Source organism: Crossiella sp. SN42, from assembly GCF_023897065.1.
Lineage (GTDB): Bacteria > Actinomycetota > Actinomycetes > Mycobacteriales > Pseudonocardiaceae > Crossiella.
Genome location: NZ_JAMHIV010000009.1, coordinates 96457 through 113756, shown reverse-complemented (window position 1 = coordinate 113756; position 17300 = coordinate 96457). Strand labels below are relative to the sequence as shown.

General features: G+C 72.2%; 18 protein-coding genes. 6 read left to right on the top strand and 12 right to left on the bottom strand.

All coding sequences use genetic code 11. The features are described 5' to 3' along the window. Nucleotides 1–58: 58 nt before the first annotated feature. From M8C13_RS12880 to thyX, 5 genes are all read right to left on the bottom strand, one after another. Complete coding sequence (locus M8C13_RS12880) at nt 59–1753, bottom strand: ribonuclease J (protein ID WP_374213063.1); 1695 nt, start codon at nt 1751–1753, stop codon at nt 59–61. Beyond that, entirely contained in the window at nt 1753–2664 is a 912-nt protein-coding gene (dapA, locus tag M8C13_RS12875; protein WP_252480774.1) for a 4-hydroxy-tetrahydrodipicolinate synthase, read from the bottom strand. The genes M8C13_RS12880 and dapA overlap by 1 nt, the downstream gene beginning before the upstream one ends. Before the next feature lie 93 nt (nt 2665–2757). Then, nucleotides 2758–3375: a TIGR03085 family metal-binding protein gene (locus tag M8C13_RS12870; RefSeq protein WP_252480773.1), complete on the bottom strand. Its 618-nt coding sequence runs from the start codon at nt 3373–3375 to the stop codon at nt 2758–2760. Between the two features lie 22 nt (nt 3376–3397). Next, nucleotides 3398–3958: a GNAT family N-acetyltransferase gene (locus M8C13_RS12865; RefSeq protein ID WP_252480772.1), complete on the bottom strand. Its 561-nt coding sequence runs from the start codon at nt 3956–3958 to the stop codon at nt 3398–3400. A 5-nt stretch (nt 3959–3963) separates the two neighbouring features. Next, nucleotides 3964–4716: an FAD-dependent thymidylate synthase gene (gene thyX / locus M8C13_RS12860; protein WP_252480771.1), complete on the bottom strand. Its 753-nt coding sequence runs from the start codon at nt 4714–4716 to the stop codon at nt 3964–3966. Between the two features lie 100 nt (nt 4717–4816). Here thyX and M8C13_RS12855 point away from each other — a divergent pair, with 100 nt between their 5' ends. Together M8C13_RS12855 and M8C13_RS12850 are read left to right on the top strand one after the other, a co-directional pair. Further along, on the top strand, nt 4817–5377 hold the full coding sequence (locus M8C13_RS12855) for a toxin-antitoxin system HicB family antitoxin (RefSeq protein ID WP_252480770.1): 561 nt from the start codon (nt 4817–4819) through the stop codon (nt 5375–5377). A 19-nt stretch (nt 5378–5396) separates the two neighbouring features. Beyond that, nucleotides 5397–6323, top strand: coding sequence for a DUF4097 family beta strand repeat-containing protein (locus M8C13_RS12850; protein ID WP_252480769.1), 927 nt, complete (start codon nt 5397–5399; stop codon nt 6321–6323). Between the two features lie 46 nt (nt 6324–6369). Here the strand turns inward: M8C13_RS12850 and M8C13_RS12845 are convergent, their stop codons facing one another. After that, nucleotides 6370–7605 carry a winged helix-turn-helix domain-containing protein gene (locus tag M8C13_RS12845; protein ID WP_252480768.1) on the bottom strand — a complete coding sequence of 412 codons (1236 nt, stop codon included), beginning with the start codon at nt 7603–7605 and terminating at the stop codon, nt 6370–6372. A 202-nt stretch (nt 7606–7807) separates the two neighbouring features. Between M8C13_RS12845 and M8C13_RS12840 the strand changes: the two genes are divergently transcribed. After that, entirely contained in the window at nt 7808–8569 is a 762-nt protein-coding gene (locus M8C13_RS12840) for a trypsin-like serine protease (protein WP_252480767.1), read from the top strand. 197 nt (nt 8570–8766) lie between these two features. Continuing rightward, a complete protein-coding gene (locus M8C13_RS12835; protein ID WP_252480766.1) occupies nt 8767–9558 on the top strand; it encodes a trypsin-like serine protease in 792 nt (263 codons plus the stop codon). 70 nt (nt 9559–9628) lie between these two features. Here M8C13_RS12835 and M8C13_RS12830 read toward each other — a convergent pair whose 3' ends face one another. After that, nucleotides 9629–10666 carry an acetylserotonin O-methyltransferase gene (locus M8C13_RS12830; RefSeq protein ID WP_252480765.1) on the bottom strand — a complete coding sequence of 346 codons (1038 nt, stop codon included), beginning with the start codon at nt 10664–10666 and terminating at the stop codon, nt 9629–9631. An 81-nt stretch (nt 10667–10747) separates the two neighbouring features. On the opposite strand from M8C13_RS12830, the gene M8C13_RS12825 reads away from it, so the two are divergent. After that, entirely contained in the window at nt 10748–11308 is a 561-nt protein-coding gene (locus tag M8C13_RS12825) for a GNAT family N-acetyltransferase (protein ID WP_252480764.1), read from the top strand. A gap of 74 nt (nt 11309–11382) precedes the next feature. Next, nucleotides 11383–11862, top strand: a complete 480-nt coding sequence (locus tag M8C13_RS12820) for a VTT domain-containing protein (protein WP_252480763.1) — start codon at nt 11383–11385, stop codon at nt 11860–11862. 22 nt (nt 11863–11884) lie between these two features. Here the strand turns inward: M8C13_RS12820 and M8C13_RS12815 are convergent, their stop codons facing one another. The 5 genes from M8C13_RS12815 to rpsO all read right to left on the bottom strand — a co-directional run bounded on the left by M8C13_RS12815 (nt 11885) and on the right by rpsO (nt 17299). Next, nucleotides 11885–12325 carry a hypothetical protein gene (locus M8C13_RS12815; protein ID WP_252480762.1) on the bottom strand — a complete coding sequence of 147 codons (441 nt, stop codon included), beginning with the start codon at nt 12323–12325 and terminating at the stop codon, nt 11885–11887. Nucleotides 12326–12335: 10 nt separating this feature from the next. Further along, nucleotides 12336–13121, bottom strand: a complete 786-nt coding sequence (gene dapB, locus M8C13_RS12810) for a 4-hydroxy-tetrahydrodipicolinate reductase (protein WP_252480761.1) — start codon at nt 13119–13121, stop codon at nt 12336–12338. Further along, complete coding sequence (locus M8C13_RS12805) at nt 13118–14380, bottom strand: pitrilysin family protein (RefSeq protein WP_252480877.1); 1263 nt, start codon at nt 14378–14380, stop codon at nt 13118–13120. Before M8C13_RS12805 ends, dapB begins: the two co-directional genes overlap by 4 nt. 116 nt (nt 14381–14496) lie before the next feature. Continuing rightward, nucleotides 14497–16746: a polyribonucleotide nucleotidyltransferase gene (locus tag M8C13_RS12800; protein ID WP_252480760.1), complete on the bottom strand. Its 2250-nt coding sequence runs from the start codon at nt 16744–16746 to the stop codon at nt 14497–14499. 283 nt (nt 16747–17029) lie between these two features. Beyond that, nucleotides 17030–17299, bottom strand: a complete 270-nt coding sequence (gene rpsO, locus M8C13_RS12795) for a 30S ribosomal protein S15 (protein ID WP_086785274.1) — start codon at nt 17297–17299, stop codon at nt 17030–17032. Nucleotide 17300 lies beyond the last annotated feature (1 nt).

The window sequence follows — 17300 nt, the reverse complement described above, 5'->3', positions numbered from 1 at the left end:
GCCCTCGGTGGGCTAGCGCGGGGCCAGCTCACCGAGGGCGTTTGTCAGCTACTACGGGTCACACCGGCAGGACGGTGGGCACGATCATCGGGCGGCGGCGGTAGGTCTCGGCGACCCACCGGCCGACCACGCGGCGCACCGACTGGGCGATGCGGTGCGGGTCGGTGATGTTCTCCGCCTCGGTGCGCGCCAGCTCCATCTCCACCAGCGGGACCACCTGGTCCAGCGCCTTCGGGTCGTCGGAGAAGCCGCGCCCGGACACCGTCGGCGGCGCGACCGCGCGGCCGGTGGCCGACTCCACCGCGACCGTGATCGCGATGAACCCGCCCTCGCCCAGCACCAGCCGGTCCGACAGCGTGGACTCGCCGACATCGCCCACCGACAGGCCGTCCACGTAGACGTTGCCGACCTCGACCCGGCCGACAATGCTGGCCGCGCCGTCCACCAGGTCGACCACCACGCCGTCCTCGGCGATGACCACCCGTTCCGGCGGCACCCCGGTCAGCGTGGCCAGCTCGGCGTTGGCACGCAGGTGCCGCCACTCGCCGTGCACGGGCATCACGTTGCTCGGCCGGACCGCGTTGTACAGGTACAGCAGCTCACCGGCGGAGGCGTGCCCGGAGACGTGCACCTTCGCCGTGCCCTGGTGCACCACCTGGGCGCCCAGCCGGACCAGGCCGTTGACCACGCCGAAGACCGCGGTCTCGTTGCCGGGGATGAGCGAGCTGGCCAGCACCACCAGGTCACCGGCGCGGATGCTGATGTGCCGGTGCTCGCCGCGGGCCATCCGGGACAGCGCGGACAGCGGCTCGCCCTGCGACCCGGTGGAGACGAACACCACCTGGTCCTCGGGCAGCTGCATCGCCTCGTCCAGGTCGATGAACAGCCCTTCCGGCACGGTCAGCAGGCCAAGGTCGACGGCGATGCCCATGTTGCGCACCATCGACCGGCCGACCAGCGCGACCCGGCGGCCGTAGGCGGCGGCCACGTCCAGCACCTGCTGCACCCGGTGCACGTGGCTGGCGAAGCAGGCCACGATCACCCGCTGCTTGGCCTTGCCGATCACGCCGTCGAGCACCGGCCCGATCTGGCGTTCCGGGGTGACGAACCCGGGCACCTCGGCGTTGGTGGAGTCGACCAGGAACAGGTCGACGCCCTCGTCACCGAGTCGGTGGAACCCGGCCAGGTCGGTGAGCCTGCCGTCCAGCGGCAGCTGGTCCAGCTTGATGTCGCCAGTGTGCAGCACCAGCCCGGCCTCGGTGCGGATGGCCACCGCGAGCGCGTCCGGGATGGAGTGGTTCACCGCGAGGAACTGCAGCTCGAACGGCCCGAAGGTGCGGTGCTCGTTCTCCACCACCTCGATCAGCACCGGGTTCTGCCGGTGCTCCTTGCACTTGGCAGCCAGCAGCGCAAGGGTGAACCGCGAGCCGACCACCGGCAGGTCCGGCCGCAGCCGGAGCAGGAACGGCACCGCGCCGATGTGGTCCTCGTGCCCGTGGGTGAGCACCAGCGCGTCGATGTCGTCCAGCCGGGTCTCCAGCGCGCGGAAGTCCGGCAGGATCAGGTCGACCCCCGGCGCGTCGTCCTCGGGGAAGAGCACTCCGCAGTCCACGACGAGCATCCGCCCGGCGTGCTCGAAGACGGTCATGTTCCGGCCGACCTCGCCGATGCCGCCGAGGGCGACCACGCGTAGTCCGCCTTCGGGCAGCGGGCCCGGCTTGTTGGTGGGCAACACTGCCGCGATGTCGATCACTAGCGGGAAACCTCCACATCCGCGGCGCGCAGTGCCGCCGCGATCAGCTCGACCTGCTCCGGGGTGGCGGGCGGCAACGGCAACCTGGGATTGCCGACCTCGATGCCCTGCAGCCGCAGCGCGGCCTTGCTGAAGATCACGCCGCCGAGCTTGGCGAAGGCGGCGTAGATCGGCAACAGGCCCACGTGCACCGCGCGCGCCCCGCCCACGTCGCCGGACTCGTAGGCGGTCAGCAGCTGACGCAGCCGGTCCGGCACCACGTGCCCGATCACGCTGGCGAAGCCGATGCCGCCGACGGCGAGCCAGGGCAGGTTGAGCACGTCGTCGCCGGAGTAGTACGCCAGCCCGGTCCCGGCGATCACCTCGGTGCCCGCGGTCAGGTCGCCCTTGGCGTCCTTGACCGCGACGATCCGCGGGTGCTCGGCCAGCCTGCGCAGCGTGTCCACCTCGATCGGCACGATGCTGCGCGGCGGGATGTCGTAGAGCATCACCGGCAGCTCGGTCGCCTCGGCCACCGCGGTGAAGTGCGCGAGCAGGCCGGACTGCGGCGGGCGTGAGTAGTACGGGGTCACCACGAGCAGGCCGTGCGCGCCGGCCTTGGCGGCTTCCTCGGCCAGGCGCACGCTGTGCGCGGTGTCATAGGTGCCGACGCCGCTGATCACCGCGGCGCGGTCGCCGACGGCGTCGGCCACGGCGCGCACCAGCTGCGACTTCTCGGCGTCGGAGGTGGTCGGGGACTCCCCGGTGGTGCCGTTGAGGACCAGGCCGTCGCAGCCCTTGGCGACCAGGTGCGCGGCCAGTTTCTGGGCCGCGTCGAGGTCAAGAGCTCCTGCGGCGTCGAAGGGCGTCACCATGGCGACAAGCACCTGGCCGAATGGCCGGCCAGGTTGTGCGGTGGGGCATGCGGTCATGGTCTGAAACGCTACAACGCTTTCCATCCCGCCCTGACCGCGCGGCCCCCGTTCGCGGCAGTTCACCTGCCGCGCCGCGAATACTGCGGCCAGTCACATGCTGCGGTCGAGATTCTCCACCACGGCCACCGCGCGGGCCTCGCCCTGGAGTTCCACCCTGGCCTGGTCTCGCCCGAAAGAGTGCATCAGCAGCTCGGCGGGTTCACCCACGATGGTCACCGGGCTGGGGCCCTTCTTGACCACCGCGCGCTGTCCATCCGGCCGCTGCAGCACCAGCCCGACCGGGCTCTTGCGGTAGGTCAGCCTGGCCGACATCCGGACCGTGCGCCACAGCGGCTCCTGGTCCAGCTCCCTGGGCTCCCAGCCCGGCTGAGCACGGCGGACGTCCTCGTGGTGGATGAAGTACTCGGCCCCGTTGACCAGGTCTTCCAGGCCGGGCAGACCGAACGGGGAGTACCAGGGCGGGCCGGCGCGGATCAGCTCGAGCAGCTCGGCCCACGGCTTGGCCGCGAACTCCTCCTGCACCCGCTGGGTGTGCCCGGCGAAGACGCTCAGCGCGATGCCGGGCGCGGCGTCCGGGCGGCGTTCGCGCAGCACCAGGTGCGCGGCCAGGTCCCGGGTGCGCCAGTCGCCGCACAGGGTCGGCGCGTCCGGCCCGAGGGCGGTGAACAGCTCGACGAGTTCCCGGCGTTCCGTGCGCGCGATGCCCATGCCGCCAGCCTACGACCCTGGCTCAGCCACCGTGGTCAGCCTGGTCGTAGGTCAGCACCGCGACCCGCTCGCCGTGCTTGTCCCCGAAGCCGCCGCGCTCGCGCCAGCCCCAGCGCAGGTAGGCCTGGTACGCGGGCGCGGACGGCCAGGCCAGCAGCCAGCCGTCCCGTCCGCCGAGCACCTCGGCGACCAGCCGCCTGCCCAGTCCCTTGCCCTGGTGCGCGGGCCGGGTGAACAGCTCCACCAGCTCGAACCGGCCGGGCAGCAGCGCGCCCGCCACCGCCGCGCCGCCGATCGAGTCGCTGATCTGGGCGTACAGGCCGGCGAACGGGCTCTCCGGCCCATGCAGCCCCGGCGGCGTCACCCAGCCCCAGGCGGCGCCGGCCACCGCGCCGTCCTGGTCGCTGACCACTGCGGCGGTCGCCTCCGGCTGGGTCGCGGCGAAGCCGAGCCGCGCCATCGCCCGGTCCACCTTGACCTGGTCGTAGCCGTAGGGCGGGGCCGCGAAGGCCTCGGCGTAGGCGCTTGTCAGCCGAGGGCCCAGCCCGGCGAGGGCGGACCCGGTGATCCGTTCCACCAGCATCCGGCTCAGCCCTCGGTGACCAGCGGGCTGGAGGCGACCTCGGTGCCGTCGGCGAGGGTGGAGATCTCGAAGTCGCTGAAGACGTTGGCCGCGACCTTCCGCAGCTGACGCAGGCACTCCACGGCCAGCGAGCGGATCTCCACATCGGCGTGCTCGGTGGCCCGCATCGCGATGAAGTGCCGCCAGGCGCGGTAGTTGCCGGTGACCACGATCCGGGTCTCGGTGGCGTTGGGCAGGACCGCGCGCGCCGCCTGCCGGGCCTGCTTGCGGCGCAGGGTGGCGTTGGCGGTGCCGGCGAACTTGCGCTCCAGCCCGGCCAGCAGCTCGTGGTAGGCGGCCACGCTGGCCTCGGCCGCGGCCAGGAACTTCCGATGCAGCTCCGGGTCCTCGGCGATGATCTCCGGCTCCACCACCGCGGCGTCGTGCTCGGGCACGTAGCGCTGGGAGAGCTGGGAGTAGGAGAAGTGCCGGTGCCGGATCAGCTCGTGGGTGAGCGAGCGCGACATGCCGGTGAGGTAGAAGCTGACCGAGCCGTGCTCCAGCACGGACAGGTGGCCGACCTCCAGGATGTGCCGCAGGTAGCCGGCGTTGTCGGCGGTGGCCGGGTTCGGCTTGCTCCAGGACTGGTAGCAGGCGCGACCGGCGAACTCCGCGAGCGCCTCGCCGCCGTCGGCGTCGGTGGTCCACGGCACGTCGGCCGGTGGGAAGAACTCGGTCTTCGCGATGAGCTGGACCTTCGGCCGCACCGTCTCCGTCACGCCGGACACAGTAGTTCGCTATGCCCGCCGCACCCGCTCGACGGCACTGTGCCGCCATCCGGTCCTTGACTGACGTCAGATATGACGGCATGGTGACGTCATGGATCTCACGAGCTACGTCACCAGACTGCGGGAGGACCTGACCACCGCCGCCTCAGCCGGGGACGAGCAGACCCGGCGGACCGCGGCCGTGCTGGCCGCCGCGCTGGAACCGGCGGCTCGGCTGGCCCTGATGAACGCGTTGTCCGACCTGGCGGCCGAGGTCACCGCGAACCTGGACGGACAGGTGGTGGACGTGCGCCTGGACGGCAGGGACGTGCGGGTCGTGGTCACCCCCGCCGCCGGGCGGAGCAGCTCCCGACCTGCGGATTCGCCGCCGCCACCGCCTCCGCCGCCCCCACCGCCGCAGCCGGGGCTCGGCGAGGGCGGCGACATCAGCCGGATCACGCTGCGGCTGTTCGAGGAGCTCAAGGGCAAGGCGGAGAAGGCGGCGAACGCCCAGGGCGTCTCGCTGAACTCCTGGTTGTCCCAGGCCGTGCAGGGGGCGTTGCAGGGACAGGGCACGGGCGAGCGGTCGCGACGTCACGAGTGGCGTCAGGAGCGGCAGAGCGAACAGCGCGAGGCGACGAACAGCCGGTTGCGCGGCTGGGTGCAGGGCTGAGAGAGGGGTGGATGCGACCATGACCGAGGACAGCACCGGCACCGGTCCCGCGGCGAGCCGGACCGAGGAGTTCACCGCCGAGGGACCGGCCGAACTGCACGTGGAGATCGGCTCCGGCCGGATCGAGGTGCGCCTGTCGGACCAGCCGGGGGTGCACGTGCGGCTCACCCACGACCCCGACTCCGGCACCGGCTTCGGCAACCAGCTCACCGGCCTGCTCACCTGGGTCACCGACCAGTTCGGCGCGGGCGGCATGGGCGGCGCCGCGGACCGCGCGCCCGCCGACATCGGCGCGGAGGTGCTGCGCCGCACCACGGTGGACTTCACCGGCAACCGGCTGCGCGTGCGCACCCCGTCGGACCTGCCGCTGCGCATGGTCCCGGTGAAGGTGGAGGTGCAGGCGCCCAGCGGCTCGCACGTGACCGCGCACAGCGGCTCCGGCGACGTCACGGTGACCGGCGCGGCGAACCGCCTCGACGTCAACACCGGCACCGGGCAGATCGCGGTGGACCGCGCCGACGGCGCCGCCTCGGTCAACGCGGGCTCCGGCAGCGTCCGGCTGGGCCCGATGCTCGGCGGGCTGCGCGCCCGCAGCGGCAGCGGGGACCTGGAGGTCTCCTCGGTCGGCGGGCCCAGCGAGCTGACCACCAGCCGGGGCAGCGTGTGGCTGGGCGCGGTGCAGGCCGACGTGCGGGTGCGCACCGGCACCGGCGACCTGACCGTGGCCGACGCCGCCGAGGGCAAGCTCGAGCTGCGCACCGGCTCCGGCGAGCTGCGCATCGCGATCCGGCCCGGCGTGGCCGCCGAACTGGACCTGGAGTCCAGCTACGGGCAGGCGCGCAGCGAGCTGGACATCCGCGGCGACAACCCGCCGGAGGACCTGACGCTGCGCATCACCGGCCGCACCGGCTACGGCAACGTCGTGGTGACGACCTCCTCCTGGTAGGTCGCGCCCGCACCGGATCGCCCCGGGGGTGGTGGCGGTCGGGGGATCAGCGGAGCGCGGCGGCCAGGTCCACGGCCAGGTCGCCGCGCCCGCCCACCGCCACCCCGGACAACCCCAGCCACTGCGCCATCAGCGTCAGCTCCTCGGCCAGCTCGGCCACCACCCGCGCCCTCGGGTGCTGACCCGGCCCCTCCTCCAGGAACGCCCCCGGCACCCGCAGCAGCCCGGCCGCCCGGTCCGCCTTGAGGTCCACCCGCGCGGCCAGCTGTTCATCGAGCAGGAACGGGAACACGTAGTAGCCGTGTACCCGCTTCGGCGCCGGCACGTAGATCTCGATCCGGTAGTGGAAGCCGAACATCCGCTCGGTGCGGGCCCGTTCCCAGATCAGCGGGTCGAACGGGCACAGCAGCGCCCGCGCGGCCACCTTGCGCGGAGTGCGCGCCCGCACGTGCCGATAGGCCTGCCGCCCCCAGCCGAGCACCTCCACCGGTTCCAGCTCGCCCTCCTCCACCAGCTCGGCCACCGCCTGCCGGGCGCCGGCCACCGGCAGCCGGTAGTAGTCGCGCAGGTCGGTCTCGGTGGCCACGCCCAGCGCCACCGCCGAGCGCCGGATGAGCTCGCGGTGCGCCACGTCCACCGGCAGCTCCGGCCGCCCGAGGACCTCCGGCGGGATCACCCGCTCCGGCAGGTCGTAGAGCCGCTCGAACGAACGCCGGGTGCCGGTGGTCAGCCCGCCGACGGCGAAGAGGTACTCGCAGACCATCTTCACCTCCGAGCGCTCCCACCAGGCCCCCGGCCCACGCCCCTGCCCGCCGAGCTCCTTCTCCAGCGCGCCCGCGCCGACCGGCCCCAGCTCCTTGACCGCGGCCAGCACGTCGGCCACCAGCTCAGGGGTGTCCACCGCGGCCTTCCAGTGCCTGCCGCGCAGCGACTCGTAGTGGTTCATCCGCCACCGGAACAGCGGCCAGTCCGCCACCGGCAGCACGCTCGCCTCGTGCCCCCAGTACTCCACCAGCAGCCGCGGCCTGCGTGCGCTGTGCGACCAGGCGGCCTCGTCCAGCAGCTCGGTCGGGTAGGCGCCGAGCCTGCTGAACAGCGGCGCGTAGTGCGCGCGGACCGCCACGTTGACCGAGTCGAGCTGGATCAGCTGGGTCCGGTCCAGCACCCGTTGCAGGTGCCGCCGGGTCGGGGTCGAGGTGGGTCGCGGATCGGCGAATCCCTGGGCGGCCAGGGCGGTGCGCCGGGCCGCGGCCGGGCTCATGGTCTGCACCCGGCCGATCATCGCAGCCACCCCTGACAAAACCCGGCGAGCCGAGACCATCTCGGCAGGCGAGAGCGTTTGTTCAAAACTCCGTGGCCTACCCGCCGTTCGATGGGTTCACCCGTAAGTGTGAGGCCACCCACACTCTGTCCGGTTTCACCATTCCGAACCGCCGCGGCTCCCCTGCCTTGGCCTGGCGGTTCGCCGATCGAGGGATTTGACCATGCGAGGGAAGAAGACCCTGCGTTCCATCCTGGCCACCATCGCGGTGAGCGGTTCCCTGCTGCTCGGCGCCCTGCCCGCCGCGGCCGCGCCCACGACCACCCAGGACGTGGATCCGCTCATCGTCGGCGGCGGCTTCGTCAGTTCCGCCAAGCCGTGGATCTCCGCCCTGCACCGCAACGGCGGCTTCACCTGCACCTCCAGCATCATCGCGGCCCGCTGGGTGCTCACCGCGGCGCACTGCGTCGAGGCGGCGGGCACCTACTCGGTGCGGGTCGGCTCGCTGACCCGCAGCAGCGGCGGCACCACCGCCACCGCCCGCCGGGTGATCAAGCACCCCAGCTACGCCTGGCCGAACGCCGACATCGCCTTGGTCGAGCTGAACACCAGCATCAACACCACCTACTCGGTGCTGGCCACCAGCGCGGACATCGCCACCAACCAGGCGGCCACCGCCTACGGCTGGGGCTCGGAGAAGGCGGACTGGTCCGGCCCGCTGCCCGAGCGCCTGAAGTACGCCGACGGCAAGGTCTCCGACGCCAACTGCGCCTCGGCCACCCCGAGGGTGCTGTGCACGCAGACCAACGGCAGCATCGCCGGCGGCGACTCCGGCGGCCCGGTGTACGTGCGCAGCCCGCGCACCGGCCAGATGATCCAGGGCGGCGTGTGCGCCATCGGCCACAAGCCGGCCGGCAGCGGCTGGGCCGGCTACACCAACGTCGCGCTCTTCCGCGACTGGATCCGCTCCTACGCGGGCGTCTGACGACCGAGGGGCAGCAAGGAGGGGCGCCATCCGGCTGGGGTGGCGCCCCTCTGCTTGTCTAGAGAACCCGTTTTTCGACGAATTCCACGGTTCCTCCGAAGGGATCCGCCACCGGGGTCCGGCTCGCACACTCGACCCTGCGGCCAGGCTACCGCCGCCGCATCCCTGTGCGCCGCCACCCCTGTGAAGGACACGCCATGCGAGGAACAACGAAGCTCCTGCGCGCCACCGTGCTGGCCCTGTTCGTCTGCGCGACCGCCGCCACCGCCCCGGCCGCCACCGCCGCTGACAACGCCGCGCCCGAGGCCACCGTGGCCCACCCCCTGGCCCCCGAGACCACCACCCCGGCCGGAGACTCCGGCGCCGAGCCGTTCATCGTGCGCGGCGGCACCGTCACCCAGAACATCCCCTGGATCGTCTCGCTGGCCTACAACGGCAGCCACACCTGCACCGCCACGATCATCGCGCCCCGCTGGGTGCTCACCGCCAAGCACTGCACGCAGCGACCGGTCGCGAGCTTCAGCGTCCGGGTCGGCTCGCTCAAGCGCAGCAGCGGCGGCCAGACCGCCAAGGCGACCCGCCTGGTCAACTACAGCGGCCGCAACGACGTGAGCCTGGTGCAGCTCGACCGCGACATCAACACCACCTACTCCCAGCTCGGCGCGGCCGGTTCGGTGCGGGTCGGGTCCGCGGACACCAACTACGGCTGGGGCGCGACCAAGTCCGACTGGTCCGGCCCGCTGCCGGAGAACCTGAAGTACGCCACCGGCTCGGTCGCCTCGCTGGGCTGCCACGGGGACAACACCCTGATCTGCGTGCGCAACAACGGCGAGGTGGCCGGCGGCGACTCCGGCGGCCCGGTCATCGTCAACGGCGTGCAGGTCGGCGTCTGCTCGATCGGCCACAAGCCCACCCAGAACGACGGTTTCGGCGGCTACGCCGACATCACCGGCCTGCGCAGCTGGATCAAGCAGGTCGCCGGGGTCTGAGCACCCCGACCGGCCTTTCGTCACGGTGACGGACGCGGGCGCGCGGGTCCGCGTCCGTCACCGCTCCGGCTCAGACCGGCCGCGCCTCCAGCACGTGCATCTCCGGACGTTCCGGCAGCGGGTACGCCTCGGCGAGGGCGAGCCCGCTGTCGGCGAACACGCGGCTGAACTCGGCCAGGGTCCGCTCTCGCCCCGGAGTGAGCGCGAGCATCTGCATGTCGCTCATCACCGCGCTCAGCGCGCCCGGCTCGCGGAGGTCGACCGGCAGCACGGGCTCGATGACCACTACCCGGCCCTCCGGCCGCATCGCCGCGCGGCAGTGCCGCAGGATCGTCACCGAGTCCTCATCCGGCCAGTCGTGCAGGATGCTCTTGAGCAGGTAGCGGTCCGCCCCCTCGGGCACCCCTGTGAAGAAGTCCCCGCCCAGGGCGATCGCCCGATCGGCCACGCCCGCCGCGGTCAGCAGGGCGGGCGCGGCGCTGACCGCGGCCTCGGTGTCGTAGACCGTGCCGCGCAGGTGCGGGTGGGCGGTGAGCAGCGCGGCGAGCAGGGTGCCGTCCCCGCCGCCGACGTCGACCAGGGTGCTCACCCCGCTGAAGTCGTAGGCCGCGGCCAGTGCGGGCGCGACCATCCGGGTCGAGCCGGCCATGACCCGGTGGAAGGCGGCCGCGGCGGCCGGGTCGCGGTCCAGGTGCTCGAACAGGCCGTGGCCGTGCACGCGGTCGAAGGCGGTCTCGCCGGTGCGCACGGTGTGGGTCAGCTCGGTCCAGGCCTGGCTGAGCACCGGGTCCAGGGCCAGCTCGACCACGCCGCGGATGGAGCCGGGGACCTCCCGGCGCAGGCACTGACCCAGCTCGCTCAGGTGCAGCAGGCCGTCCCGCTCCTCGGCCAGGCCGAGCGCGACCAGCGCCCGGACCAGGCGGGACAGCGACGGTGGGTGGGTCTCGGTCGCGGCGTCGAGTTCGGTCAGCTCGCGCGGGCCTTCGGCGAGCAGCTCCGGCAGGCCGAGTTCCAGCGTGACTCGCAGGACGTGGGTGTAGGCGAAGCCGAAGGCCAGGCGGGCCAGCTCGGCGGGTGTGCTCGGTGCGGCGGCGGATCCTTCGCTCATGACAACCCCCAAGGACACGACTTGCTTTGGTTAGCCTTACCTAAGTTATATCGGGCCGGTCAACCGGATAGGTTGTGTCGCATGGCAGACGCCGCCGTCCGGCCCGCACTCCCCACTGACGCCGCCGAGATCGCCCGCATCCAACGCATCACCTGGCAGACCGCCTACGCGAAGATCCTGCCCGCCGAGGTGCTGGCCGGGCTGGACGTCGAGGAGACCGAGCGGTTGTGGCTGGAGGCGGTGACCTCCGGCCCAGCCACGGTGCTGGTGGCCACCGAGGGCGAGTGGGTGGTCGGCTTCTGCGCCGCCGGTCCGGCACCGGCCGAGGAGATCGCCGCCGCGGACGGCGCGATGCCGGTGGACGCCGAGACCACCGCGCTGGTCAGCGTGCTGCTGGTGGAGCCGAGGTGGGGCCGTCGCGGCCACGCCGGCCGGCTGCTGGGCACGGCCGCGGCCACGATGCGGGCCGCGGGTGCGCAGCGCGGGGTGACCTGGGTGGCCGAGGCGGACCAGGCGTCGATGAACTTCTTCCGCGCCGCGGGCTGGGACACCGACGGCACGGTCCGCACCCTGGACGCCGGGGGCAGGCCGCTGCGCGAGTTCCGGCTGACCGGGTCGCTGGAGTTGTCCCTGGTGGAGTAGATCCCGCAGGTCACCGCTTGTCAGCGGCCGCCGGGTAGGCTGACGCGCGGAGAAGGCGGGAGCGCGGTGTGCTGATGTGGTTGGCACTGAGCCTGGGCATGGGCATCGCCTCGGCGCTGATCCCCATTATCGTGCTCGAGGCGTACGTGCTCGGCGTGGTCCTGGCCCGGCCGGACCTGCCGTGGTGGGCGATGGGCCTGGTCGTGGCCGTCGGTCAGGTCGCGGGCAAGCTGCTGTACTTCTACGCCGGCCGCGGCGACATCACCCTGCCGAAGTTCCTGCGCCGCGACCGCGACCCGGACCGCCCGCGGAGCAAGTGGGGCGAACGGCTGGACCGCTTCCGCGAGGTGTGCGCGCGCAGGCCGGGCTGGTCGTACTCGGTGATGCTGCTGAGCGCGACCGCGAGCGTGCCGCCGTACGCGGCGATCGCGGTCATCGCCGGAGTGGCCCGGGTGTCCCTGCTGAACTTCGTCTCGGCCTGCCTGATCGGCCGCTTCGCCCGCTTCGCGGCACTGGCCGCGGCCCCGGCCCTGATCAGCGGCTGGCTGCTCTGACCACGCGGACTGCCGGTCGCGGTCAGGCGTTGCCCAGCTCGATGGCCTTGCGCATCGCCTCGCGCGCCCGCCGCCGGTCCCCGGCGAGGTCATAGGCCTGGGCGAGCTTGAACCAGCCGCGCCAGTCCTCCGGCGCCGCGTCCACCTCGGCCTTGCGCTCGGCGAACCAGGCGTCCGCCGCGTCCCGCTCCACCCGTCCTGACGGCCGTCGCGGCAGGTCGCTGACATCCGGCAACTCACCCGCCTCGTCCAGGCGGCGGGCCAGGGTCTCGGTCCGGCTGCCGAAGCGCAGCTCGGCCAGCACCATCCAGGCGCCCAGGATCGGCAGGATCAGGATGGCCAGGCCCAGCACCGCGCCCACCGCCGTGCCCGAGGTGACCAGGGTGTAGGCGCGTTCGGCCAGCAGCACCAGGTACACCGCGAGCACGGCGGTGAGGATGTAGGCGACTCTGCGTGCGTTCATCGGCGGGCGGTCACAGGTCGAGCAGGGATTCCAGGCCGAGGGTCAGCCCCGGCCGGCCGCGCACCGCGCGGATGCCCAGCAGCACCCCCGGCATGAACGAACTGCGATCCAGCGAGTCGTGCCGGATGGTCAGCGTCTCCCCCGCGGTGCCGAAAAGCACCTCCTGGTGCGCGACCAGCCCGGACAACCGCAGCGAGTGCACCCGGATGCCGTCGACGTCCGCGCCGCGCGCGCCGTCCTGCTCCTGCGTGGTGGCGTCCGGGATGGGCCCCATGCCCGCCTTGACCCTGGCCTCGGCGATGAGCCGGGCGGTGCGGGCCGCGGTGCCGGAGGGCGCGTCGGCCTTGCGCGCGTGGTGCAGCTCGACGATCTCCACCGACTCGTAGTACTTCGCGGCCAGCTCGGCGAACCGCATCGACAGGATCGCGCCGATGGCGAAGTTCGCCGCCACCAGCACGCCCAGCTCCGGCTTGTCCCGCAACCAGCCGCGGATCTCGGCCAGCCGCTGGTCGTCGAACCCGCTGGTGCCCACCACGCTGTGGATGCCCTGCTCGACGCAGTAGCGGATGTTGTCCATCACCACGCTGGGGTGGGTGAAGTCGACAACCACCTCGGCGCCGGCGTCGCCGACACTGGCCAGCCAGTCGCCCTCGTCGACCATGGCGACCAGCTCCATGTCCTGCGCGGCGTCCACCGCGCGGCACACCTCGGCGCCCATCCGGCCGCGCGCGCCGAGCACCCCGACACGGATCGGCTCGTCGGCGGAACGTGCCTCGGACTGGGCGGGGGCCGTCATGCGATCACCTCGTGCACCTCGTTCGGCAGGTCGTCGGCAGAAGCGTACGGGCCGACCACCGCGGCGCTGAGCGGGCGTTCCAACAACTCCCGTGCGAGCTCGGCCACCTGCTCCGAGGTCACCGAGTCGATCCGCCCGAGGGTCTCCTCCACGGTGAGGTGGTCGCCGTAGTTGAGCTCGCCCTTGCCGATCCGCGACATCCGCGAACTGGTGTCCTCCAGCCCCAGCACCAGGCCACCGCGCAGCTGCCCCTTGCCCCTGGCCACCTCGGCGGGCCGCAGCCCGTCCCTGGCGATGCCGGTGAGCACCGAGCGCACCACGCCGGCGACCGCGCCGAGCCGCTCGGGCTGACAACCCGCGTACACCGCGAGGTGCCCGGTGTCGGCGTAGGCGGCGACCGAGGAGTACACCGAGTACGCCAGTCCGCGCCGCTCCCGCACCTCCTGGAACAGCCGCGAGCTCATCCCGCCGCCCAGCGCCGCGTTGAGCACGCCGAGGGCGAAGCGCCGGTCGTCATGCCGGTCCAGCGCGGGCACGCCGAGCATCAGGTGCGCCTGCTCGGTGTCGTCCTCGCAGAGCACCAGCCGCGGTCCCCGGGTGATCTCCGCGACGCCGACCCGCGGCGGCTGCGGCGGCGGGCTGCCGACCAACCGGTCGCCGAGCGCGGTCCGGGCCAGCTCCAGCACCTGCTCGTGCCGCACGTTGCCGGCCGCGGCCAGCACCATCCGGGGCAGGGTGTAGTTGTCCCGGTAGAAGCCGTAGAGCGCGTCCCGGCTCATCGCGGTGATCGACTCCTCGGAGCCGAGCACCGGCCGTCCGAGTGGGTGGTCGCCGAGCATCGCGGTGCAGAAGGCCTCGTGCAGCAGGTCCTCCGGGTCGTCATCGCGCATGGCGATCTCTTCCAGGACCACGCCGCGTTCCAGCTCCATGTCCGCATCGGCGCACACCGCGTCGAAGACCACGTCCCCGACCAGGTCCACCGCCAGCGGCAGGTCCGCGTCGAGCACGTGCGCGTAGTAGCAGGTGTGCTCCTTGGCGGTGAAGGCGTTGAGCTCACCGCCGACCGCGTCGATCTCCTCCGCGATCTGCACCGCGTCACGCCGCTTGGTGCCCTTGAACAGCAGGTGTTCCAGGTAGTGCGCGGCGCCGGCGACCTCCGGCGGCTCGTCCCGGGAGCCGATGGCCACCCAGATCCCCACCGACGCCGAGCGCACGCCCGGCAGTTGTTCGGTGATCACCCGGAGGCCGCCCGGCAGCATGGTGCGCTGCACTGCGCAGTCCTCCGAGGTGCGCTCCAACACCTCGGTCACAAAGTCCTCCGATACGGCGCAGGGGGCGCCGGAAGCGCCCCCTGCCCTGTTGTCGTCCCGCGACGTCACGCGTCAGCCGGCTCCGGGGTGGCGTCGGCACCCTCGGTCTTGGCGTCGGCGGCCTTGGCGGCGTCTTCCTCGTTCACCACGACGAGGCTGATCTTGCCGCGCTGGTCGATGTCGGCGATCTCCACCCGGAGCTTGTCACCGACCTTGACCACGTCCTCGACCTTGTTGATCCGCTTGCCGTTGCCCAGCTTGGAGATGTGCACCAGGCCGTCCTTGCCCGGCAGCAGCGAGACGAACGCGCCGAAGGCCGCGGTCTTGACCACGGTGCCCAGGAAGCGCTCGCCGACCTTCGGCAGCTGCGGGTTGGCGATGGCGTTGATCATGTCGATCGCGGCCTGCGCGGACGGACCGTCCGCGGCCCCGACGTAGATGGTGCCGTTGTCCTCGATGGAGATGTCGGCGCCGGTCTGGTCGGTGATCGAGTTGATCATCTTGCCCTTCGGCCCGATCACCTCGCCGATCTTGTCGACCGGGATGGTCACCGAGGTCACGCGCGGCGCGTACGGGCTCATCTCGTCCGGGCGGTCGATGGCCTCGGCCATGACCTCCAGCAGGGTGAGCCGAGCGTCGCGGGCCTGGTCGAGCGCACCGGCGAGCACGTCGGAGGGGATGCCGTCGAGCTTGGTGTCGAGCTGGAGCGCGGTGATGAACTCCTTGGTGCCGGCGACCTTGAAGTCCATGTCACCGAAGGCGTCCTCGGCACCGAGGATGTCGGTCAGCGCGACGTAGCGCGTCTTGCCGTCGACCTCGTCGGAGACCAGGCCCATGGCGATACCCGCGACCGGCGCCTTCAGCGGCACACCGGCGTTGAGCAGCGACATGGTGGAGGCGCACACCGAGCCCATCGAGGTGGAGCCGTTGGAGCCCAGCGCCTCGGAGACCTGGCGGATCGCGTAGGGGAACTCCTCGCGGGTGGGCAGCACGGGCATGAGCGCCCGCTCGGCCAGCGCGCCGTGGCCGATCTCGCGCCGCTTCGGGGAGCCGACGCGGCCGGTCTCACCGGTGGAGTACGGCGGGAAGTTGTAGTGGTGCATGTAGCGCTTGTGCGTCTCGGGCGACAGCGAGTCGATCTGCTGCTCGAGGCGGAGCATGTTCAGCGTGGTGACACCCAGGATCTGGGTCTCGCCGCGCTCGAACAGCGCGGAACCGTGGGTCCGCGGGATGACCGCGACCTCGGCGCCGAGGCTACGGATGTCGCTGACCCCGCGGCCGTCGATGCGGACCTTGTCGCGCAGGATCCGCTGGCGCACCGACTTCTTGGTCAGCGAGCGGAAGGCCGCGCCGATCTCCTTCTCCCGGCCGGCGAGCTCGGCGTCGGCGTCGGGCACGAGCGTGTCCAGCACCTTGACCTTGAGCTCGTCCAGGCGGGACTCGCGCTCCTGCTTGTCCGCGATGGTCAGCGCCTGCGCCAGGTCGGCGGCCACGGCGGCCTCGACGGCGGCCAGCACGTCGGCCTCGTAGGCCAGGAAGACCGGGTAGTCCGCGGTCTCCTTGGCGGCGTTGCCCGCCAGCTCCTGCTGGGCCTCGCACAGCGCCCGGATGAACGGCTTGGCGGCCTCCAGACCGGCGGCCACCACCTGCTCGGTGGGCGCGGCGGCGCCACCGGCGACCAGCTCGATGGTCTTCTCGGTGGCCTCGGCCTCGACCATCATGATCGCGACGTCGTCACCGACGATGCGGCCGGCCACGACCATGTCGAAGACGGCGTTCTCCAGCTGCTCGTGGGTCGGGAAGGCGACCCACTGGCCCTCGATCAGGGCGACCCTGGTGCCACCGACCGGCCCGGAGAAGGGCAGGCCGGCGAGCTGGGTGGAGGCGGAGGCGGCGTTGATCGCCAGCACGTCGTACAGGTCGCTGGGCGCGAGGCTCATCACCGTGACGACGACCTGGATCTCGTTGCGCAGGCCGTCGACGAAGGACGGGCGCAGCGGCCGGTCGATGAGGCGGCAGGTGAGCACCGCGTCGGTGGAGGGACGGCCCTCGCGGCGGAAGAACGAGCCGGGGATGCGGCCCGCGGCGTACATGCGCTCCTCGACGTCCACCGTCAGCGGGAAGAAGTCGAGGTGGTCCTTGGGGTGCTTGGACGCCGTGGTCGCGGAGAGCAGCATGGTCTCGTCGTCCAGGTAGGCGACGACGCTGCCCGCGGCCTGACGGGCCAGGCGGCCGGTCTCGAAGCGAACGGTCCTGGTGCCGAACTTGCCGTTGTCCAGGACAGCGGTCGATTCGTAGATCTCGACATCGGTCACGTGGTTACTCCTCTTTGTTTCTCTCTCTGTAGGGCCACCACGCGGCTGTCCCGGCGGAAGTGTCGCGACGAACGTCTGCCGGTCTTCGATCGAAGCCCCCGGGCGTCCTGCCCGGGAACCACTACCGAGGACCGGCGTCCTCACCTCCGCTGCCTGGGACGGCGCGGGCCCTTGTGCGGTCTGGCTGGCTTTCTACTGCATCCAGCCCATGCGCGCGCCTTGGGCGCGCGCGGTCGTGATGTACCGAGGGGGAGCGGCCAGGCCACTCCCCCTCGGTCTCAAGTCAGCGGCGCAGGCCGAGACGGGCGATCAGCGAGCGGTAGCGCTCGATGTCGCTCTTCTTGAGGTAGTCCAGCAGGCGACGGCGGCGGCCGACCATCAGCAGCAGTCCGCGACGCGAGTGGTGGTCGTGCTTGTGGGTCTTGAGGTGCTCGGTGAGGCCGCTGATGCGCTTGCTCAGCAGGGCCACCTGGGCCTCCGGCGAACCGGTGTCGCCCTCGTGGGTGGCGTACTCGCCGAGGATGGTCTTCTTCTGGTCAGTGGACAGTGCCACG

Bases quoted from the DNA above. Each gene is read 5' to 3' on its own strand.
- M8C13_RS12830 (WP_252480765.1), bottom strand. From the start codon at position 10,666: ATGAGCGAAGGATCCGCCGCCGCACCGAGCACACCCGCCGAGCTGGCC.
- M8C13_RS12865 (WP_252480772.1), bottom strand. From the start codon at position 3,958: ATGCTGGTGGAACGGATCACCGGGTCCGCCCTCGCCGGGCTGGGCCCT.
- dapA (WP_252480774.1), bottom strand. From the start codon at position 2,664: ATGACCGCATGCCCCACCGCACAACCTGGCCGGCCATTCGGCCAGGTG.
- dapB (WP_252480761.1), bottom strand. From the start codon at position 13,121: ATGACGGCCCCCGCCCAGTCCGAGGCACGTTCCGCCGACGAGCCGATC.
- M8C13_RS12870 (WP_252480773.1), bottom strand. From the start codon at position 3,375: ATGGGCATCGCGCGCACGGAACGCCGGGAACTCGTCGAGCTGTTCACC.
- M8C13_RS12845 (WP_252480768.1), bottom strand. From the start codon at position 7,605: ATGATCGGCCGGGTGCAGACCATGAGCCCGGCCGCGGCCCGGCGCACC.
- M8C13_RS12855 (WP_252480770.1), top strand. From the start codon at position 4,817: ATGGATCTCACGAGCTACGTCACCAGACTGCGGGAGGACCTGACCACC.
- M8C13_RS12825 (WP_252480764.1), top strand. From the start codon at position 10,748: ATGGCAGACGCCGCCGTCCGGCCCGCACTCCCCACTGACGCCGCCGAG.
- M8C13_RS12840 (WP_252480767.1), top strand. From the start codon at position 7,808: ATGCGAGGGAAGAAGACCCTGCGTTCCATCCTGGCCACCATCGCGGTG.
- M8C13_RS12850 (WP_252480769.1), top strand. From the start codon at position 5,397: ATGACCGAGGACAGCACCGGCACCGGTCCCGCGGCGAGCCGGACCGAG.
- M8C13_RS12815 (WP_252480762.1), bottom strand. From the start codon at position 12,325: ATGAACGCACGCAGAGTCGCCTACATCCTCACCGCCGTGCTCGCGGTG.
- M8C13_RS12805 (WP_252480877.1), bottom strand. From the start codon at position 14,380: ATGCTGCCGGGCGGCCTCCGGGTGATCACCGAACAACTGCCGGGCGTG.
- M8C13_RS12820 (WP_252480763.1), top strand. From the start codon at position 11,383: ATGTGGTTGGCACTGAGCCTGGGCATGGGCATCGCCTCGGCGCTGATC.
- M8C13_RS12835 (WP_252480766.1), top strand. From the start codon at position 8,767: ATGCGAGGAACAACGAAGCTCCTGCGCGCCACCGTGCTGGCCCTGTTC.